This window comes from Streptomyces spiramenti (genome assembly GCF_012034385.1).
Classification (GTDB): Bacteria; Actinomycetota; Actinomycetes; order Streptomycetales; family Streptomycetaceae; genus Streptomyces; species Streptomyces spiramenti.
Genome location: NZ_JAAVJB010000312.1, coordinates 1 through 4,689, shown reverse-complemented (window position 1 = coordinate 4,689; position 4,689 = coordinate 1). Strand labels below are relative to the sequence as shown.

5 protein-coding genes are annotated in these 4,689 nt (G+C 76.7%); all 5 read right to left on the bottom strand.

Going from position 1 to position 4,689, the window contains the following annotated elements; genetic code table 11:
- Positions 1-1,397 precede the first annotated feature (1,397 nt).
- On the bottom strand, positions 1,398-2,759 hold the full coding sequence (gene eccD / locus HCJ92_RS22275; protein ID WP_167935403.1) for a type VII secretion integral membrane protein EccD: 1,362 nt from the start codon (positions 2,757-2,759) through the stop codon (positions 1,398-1,400).
- Positions 2,756-3,058, bottom strand: a complete 303-nt coding sequence (locus tag HCJ92_RS22270) for a hypothetical protein (RefSeq protein ID WP_167935402.1) — start codon at positions 3,056-3,058, stop codon at positions 2,756-2,758. The genes eccD and HCJ92_RS22270 overlap by 4 nt, the downstream gene beginning before the upstream one ends.
- A 148-nt stretch (positions 3,059-3,206) precedes the next feature.
- Positions 3,207-3,512 carry a pore-forming ESAT-6 family protein gene (locus HCJ92_RS22265; protein WP_167935401.1) on the bottom strand — a complete coding sequence of 102 codons (306 nt, stop codon included), beginning with the start codon at positions 3,510-3,512 and terminating at the stop codon, positions 3,207-3,209.
- Between the two features lie 33 nt (positions 3,513-3,545).
- Complete coding sequence (locus HCJ92_RS22260; RefSeq protein ID WP_338054326.1) at positions 3,546-3,875, bottom strand: hypothetical protein; 330 nt, start codon at positions 3,873-3,875, stop codon at positions 3,546-3,548.
- A 211-nt stretch (positions 3,876-4,086) separates the two neighbouring features.
- The coding region (locus HCJ92_RS22255; protein ID WP_167935400.1) for a M23 family metallopeptidase at positions 4,087-4,689 on the bottom strand (603 nt) is incomplete at its 5' end.

Sequence of the window (4,689 nt, the reverse complement as noted above, 5' to 3'; positions counted from 1 at the left end):
ATGGGCGGCAGCGCGGGGACCGGGCGGCGGGGCGCGGCGAAAGGCGGGGCGGCGGGGCCGTCGGCGGGCGACGTCGGGACCGCAGCCGGTCGGGCCGGGACCTCAAGTGCGTCCGGTATGTCGGCGCGTCGCAGTGTGACGGTGTCCGTGGACGGCGGGCCGGCCGGGGCAGGCCGCGGGTCGCGCGACGGCCGGAGGGACTCCTCCTCGTGGGGTGCGGGGGACGGTGGCCCGGCCGGGGGCGCGTGCCGGGCGGGCCCGGCGTCCTGCACCGGGGCGGAGTCGGCCGGGGCCCCGGGCCGGGGGCGCTCCCCGCCGCGCGCCGCGGGCGCGGGAGTCGCCGCGTGGTCCTCGGGTGCGGCCGGAGCGGCGGGCGCGCGGGGCGGGGAGGGAGAGACGGGCGTTCCCGGGGCGGCCGGCTCCGCCGCGGGCGGTCCCGTCACGGCCGGTTCGGGGCTCGCGGTCGCCGCCGGTGGCAGCGCGACGCCCAGCGGCATGGCGTAGTGCGGCGGGGCCGGGGAGGAAGCGGTGGTGTCGGCGGGCCGGGGGTCCGTACCGGAGTGCGGCGTGTCGGCCGGGGGGCTCGGGTCCGTGGCGCGGAGGCCGGCGGTGCCGGAGTCGGCGGTGTGCCTGTCACCGGCGCGGGGATCTGCCGAGCGGGTGTCCGCACGTCGCGGGTCGGCGGCACGGGCGGCGGCACGGGGGTCAGCGGTCCGGGAGGCGGCGGCACGGGGGTCAGCGGTCCGGGAGGCGGCTGCGGGCGGGACGGCGGTCCGGGAGGCGGCGGCCGGCGGATCGGCGGTGGGTCCGGCTCCCGGCGGGGAGGCCGCCCCGTCGGGCTGACGGGCGGACGGCACGGCGGCGTTGAACTGCGGCCCACCGGTGCGGGGGTCGGGAAGGTGGCGTCGCTGCCCGGAAGTCGGGCCGCCGCGCTCCCCGCCCGTGCCCCGGCCGCCCCGGCCGCCTCGACCGGTCGGTTCCGGGGTGCCGGGGACCGCTCGGCGCGGGTCCGCTCGGCGCGGGTCCGGCACCCGGCGGCCGACCGCCTCCGTACCGTCCACGTGGTTCGCTCCCGGGGTGTCCGTGCGGGCGGTGTCCGGGGCGCCGGCGGACGGGTGTCCGCTGTCGTCCGCGGGGGTTCCCCGGTCGCTGTCTGCGGTCTCCCCGGTGGGGTGCGGCACCTCGCGCCGCCAGTTCTCCCCCGTCACGGCGGGCTCTCCTCGGTCGGGGTCCGGCCGCTGCCGGACGCGTCGTCTCTGTGGTCGGGCCGATGACCGGCCGGGTGACGGTCGCAGGTCCCGTCGAGGCGGCCGGGCCGGGCGGCACGCGCCCTCCCGCCGAGCGGACGCCGGGCCCCGCCGGCCGAACCGGCCGCACCGGGCGCCGGGGAACAGCTGTCAGAAGGTGTCGAGCAGACGTCCGTACACTCCGAACACTCCCACAGCCACCGGGAGCACGGCCACCACCGCGAGGGACTCCGCCATCCCTGCCAGCCGGCGACCGCGGACCCTCGTGTGCTCCGCCGGGCGGGCGGCGAGCAGCGCCAGCGCGGCGACGCCGAGGCCGGCCAGGACCAGGGCGGGCCAGGGCTGATCGGCGAGCGACGCGGACCAGCCGAGGACGAGCCTCACCAGGACGGCGGTACCGGCGGCGACCAGCGCGATCACGCTGACGGCCATCGGGAACAGCCTGGCGCGGGAGAGCAGCACCACCGCGACGAGCACGGCGAGCGCCGCGCTCCACGGGGACCACTCCCCCAGCGCGAGCGCGGCACCGGCCGCGCCGGAGCCGGCGGTGACGACGCTCGCCGCCGCGAGGCCGTGGTGGGAGGCGTCGAGCGCACGGCCGACCTCCGACCGGGCGGCCGGTCGGCCCCCGGCGTGCCGGTCGTCGAGACCGGTGAGCCCGGCGGCGGTGATGGCCAGCCGGGGCAGCACCCCGAGGGCGAAGACGGCGGCGACGGCCGCCACGGCGCCCAGGCGGGCCCGGTCCGCCGCGGTGTCGAAACCGGTGAACGCGCCGACCGCCAGCCACAGCCCGCCGGTGGCCGCCAGGGCGGCTGCTCCGATGTGGGCGCCCCGCCGCAGCGGCGTCAGCAGACCGAGAAGGACGAGGACGACCACCGGCGGGGTCAGCAGGGCGGCGAGGGCGAGCGGGGTCTGCCACTGATGGTGGGCGGCGAGGTGCGCGGCGAGCAGCACCCCGAGCGTCCCGGAGGAGACGGCGGCGGCCACTCCGGCGTCACGGCGGTCGGTGAGCAGCGCCGCGACGGCGACGGCCGTCGTCAACAGGAGCGCCACACCGATCCACGGCGCCGCCGTGGTCGTGCCGTGGGTGACCACGGCGAGGTGGGAGGCGGCGAGGGAGAGCGCCGCGATGGCGGCGCCGGCGGTCCAAGCGCGGGCTGTCGGGCCCCAGCTGAGGTCGCGGTGGGCGAGGTCGTCCGCCGTGGTATCGGCCACGTCGTGGACGACGGGTGCGGCGGGGAGTTCCTCCTCGCGGACCAGGCGGAGGACGGCGCCGTCGAGGACCGCGGCGAAGGAGAGCGACGCCCCGAGCGGTATCTCGCGGCCCGCGGCGGTCACCAGGCGGCGAGCGGTCGGGTGGTCCCCGGGCTGCTCGCCGAGGACGCGCAGCACCTCCGGCAGCATCAGCCCGACCGGCACTTCGGCGGAGAGCGAGAGGTCGGCCCGCCGGTGCGCGCCGATGACGGTGACGCGGCGGTCGACCGAGGTGTAGCCCCATGCCTCGACGCTCATCGTCCGGCTCCCGTCGACGGTTCGCCGGCTCCGGCCGTCACCTGCGCGACGGTCGCGGCGGGTTCGGACGACATCAGCCCGCGACCGCGGTTCTCGCCGAGGAAGCGGTCCGAGACGAAGGACCAGCCCAGGCAGCCCGCGCACAGCACGGCGGCCAGCGCGATGCTGCCGAGGATCTTCGCGGTGTTCTCGTCCGCCTCACGGCGGGTGCGGCCGGGCCCGAAGACCAGGGCGTCCCGGAGCCGTCGTCTGCGCACGGCGACGGATTCGAGCAGTTGGCTGTCGTAGTCTCTGGCCATTTCTCTCCCGCCGCGACCGCCGCTGGGCGGTCGCGCGGTTCCTGACGGCGGAGCCACGGCCGCGCGGGCCGGTGCTCTCGCCGTGACACGGAGGTCGCCGCACCGGCGAGGGCCGGTACGGCGACATGGGTGTGGCGGTGCGGAGGTGTCAGCGGATGCTCTCCACCGCCCGGCGCGCCCGGTCGCTCGCCGCCTGCGCGGTGACGTCGTTGTCCTCCAGCACCTGCCGGAGTTCGCGGATGACCGTCTTGACGTTGCTCGCGGTGTCCTGCCACTTCCACTCGACCCCGGCGTACTCCTCGGAGACTCCGGTGGCATCGAAGTCCGCGAGGGCCTTGGACACGTCACCGCTGTGCTCGTTGATGAGCGTCTCCAGCCTGTCCATGACGTGCTTGAGGTTCTCGGCGGCCTCGCCGGAGGCGGTGGTGTCGTACGCGAGCCTGTTGTCGCTCAACTCTGCTCCCCGTGTGCAGTGGTGGATGGCCGCTCAGAAGCGGGCGGCGTTGAAGTTCTGGCTTCCCATGGCGCGCCGCGCGTTGGCCTCGGTCTCCGAGTCACCGTCGGCGAAGGCCACATCCATGCCGGCCTGACCTTCGTTGATCTTCGACATCGCGTGCTGGAGCGCGGCGGCGATCAGGTCGGTCTCGCTCTTGAACTGCGCGAACGCGGCCTTGCCGTTGCCCTTGAACTTGCTCTCCAGGGGTTCCGCGGCGTCGCGCAGCTGCATCACCAGGCGGTACATCTCGCTCAGCGACCCGCTGGTGCTGCTCTGCAGGGTGGACAGCGTGTCCGCACCCATGTCGAACTTCATGCTCATGAGTCCCCGTTCCCCTCCTCGGTCGGGGCGCGGGGCCGTCTCCCCCGGTGCGCGCCCCGTGTACCACCCAGATGTACATCGGCGCGGGACCGCGCCGCAACCGGGTGGCGCCGCTCTGTGACACCGTCATGACACGGGTGGTGCCGGGTGGCGACACCGGGGGCTCCCGCCGTCTCCCGCCCGGTGCGCCGCAACTGCCGGGAGCGGCGGGTCAGATGTCGACTCCGTTCCTGCGCAGGTACTCCACCGGATCGACGTCGGTGCCGTACTCGCGGCCCTTGCGGACCTCGAAGTGCAGGTGGGGGCCGGTCGACCGGCCGGTGTTGCCGGACTTGCCGATCTCCTGGCCGCCCCGGACGGTGTCACCGACGGCGACGGCGACGGACGACAGGTGGGCGTAGAGGACGTGGTGGCCGTCCTCCATGCGCACGACGACGGTCTCCCCGTAGTCGCCGGAGTCCCCCGCGACGACGACCGTGCCGGGGCCGACGGACCGGATCGGCTCCCCCTCGGGAAGCGCGAAGTCCACGCCGGTGTGGTAACCGGCCTGCCAGCTGCCGGGGGTGCCGTACTCCGCGGAGACCGGGTGGTGGCTGTCGACGGGGCGGGTCCAGCCGGTGGCGGACACGGGGCCGTCGGTGACGGCGGCCGTGACGACGGCGGCGACGGCCTGGCCGTAGGGCCAGGGCACGAACCCCACGAGGGCCGGGGCGGGCCCTCCGGCCCAGGTGGGGAGGTCCAGCGGCGCCGCTGCGGCCGGTTGCACGGTGCGGGCGTTGCCGGGGCCGGGCGGGGCGCCCGTCCTTGGCCAGGG

What these genes read in the sequence shown, in the direction of transcription:
- eccD (WP_167935403.1), bottom strand. Translation starts at nt 2,759, where the DNA reads ATGAGCGTCGAGGCATGGGGCTACACCTCGGTCGACCGCCGCGTCACC.
- HCJ92_RS22270 (WP_167935402.1), bottom strand. Translation starts at nt 3,058, where the DNA reads ATGGCCAGAGACTACGACAGCCAACTGCTCGAATCCGTCGCCGTGCGC.
- HCJ92_RS22260 (WP_338054326.1), bottom strand. Translation starts at nt 3,875, where the DNA reads ATGAGCATGAAGTTCGACATGGGTGCGGACACGCTGTCCACCCTGCAG.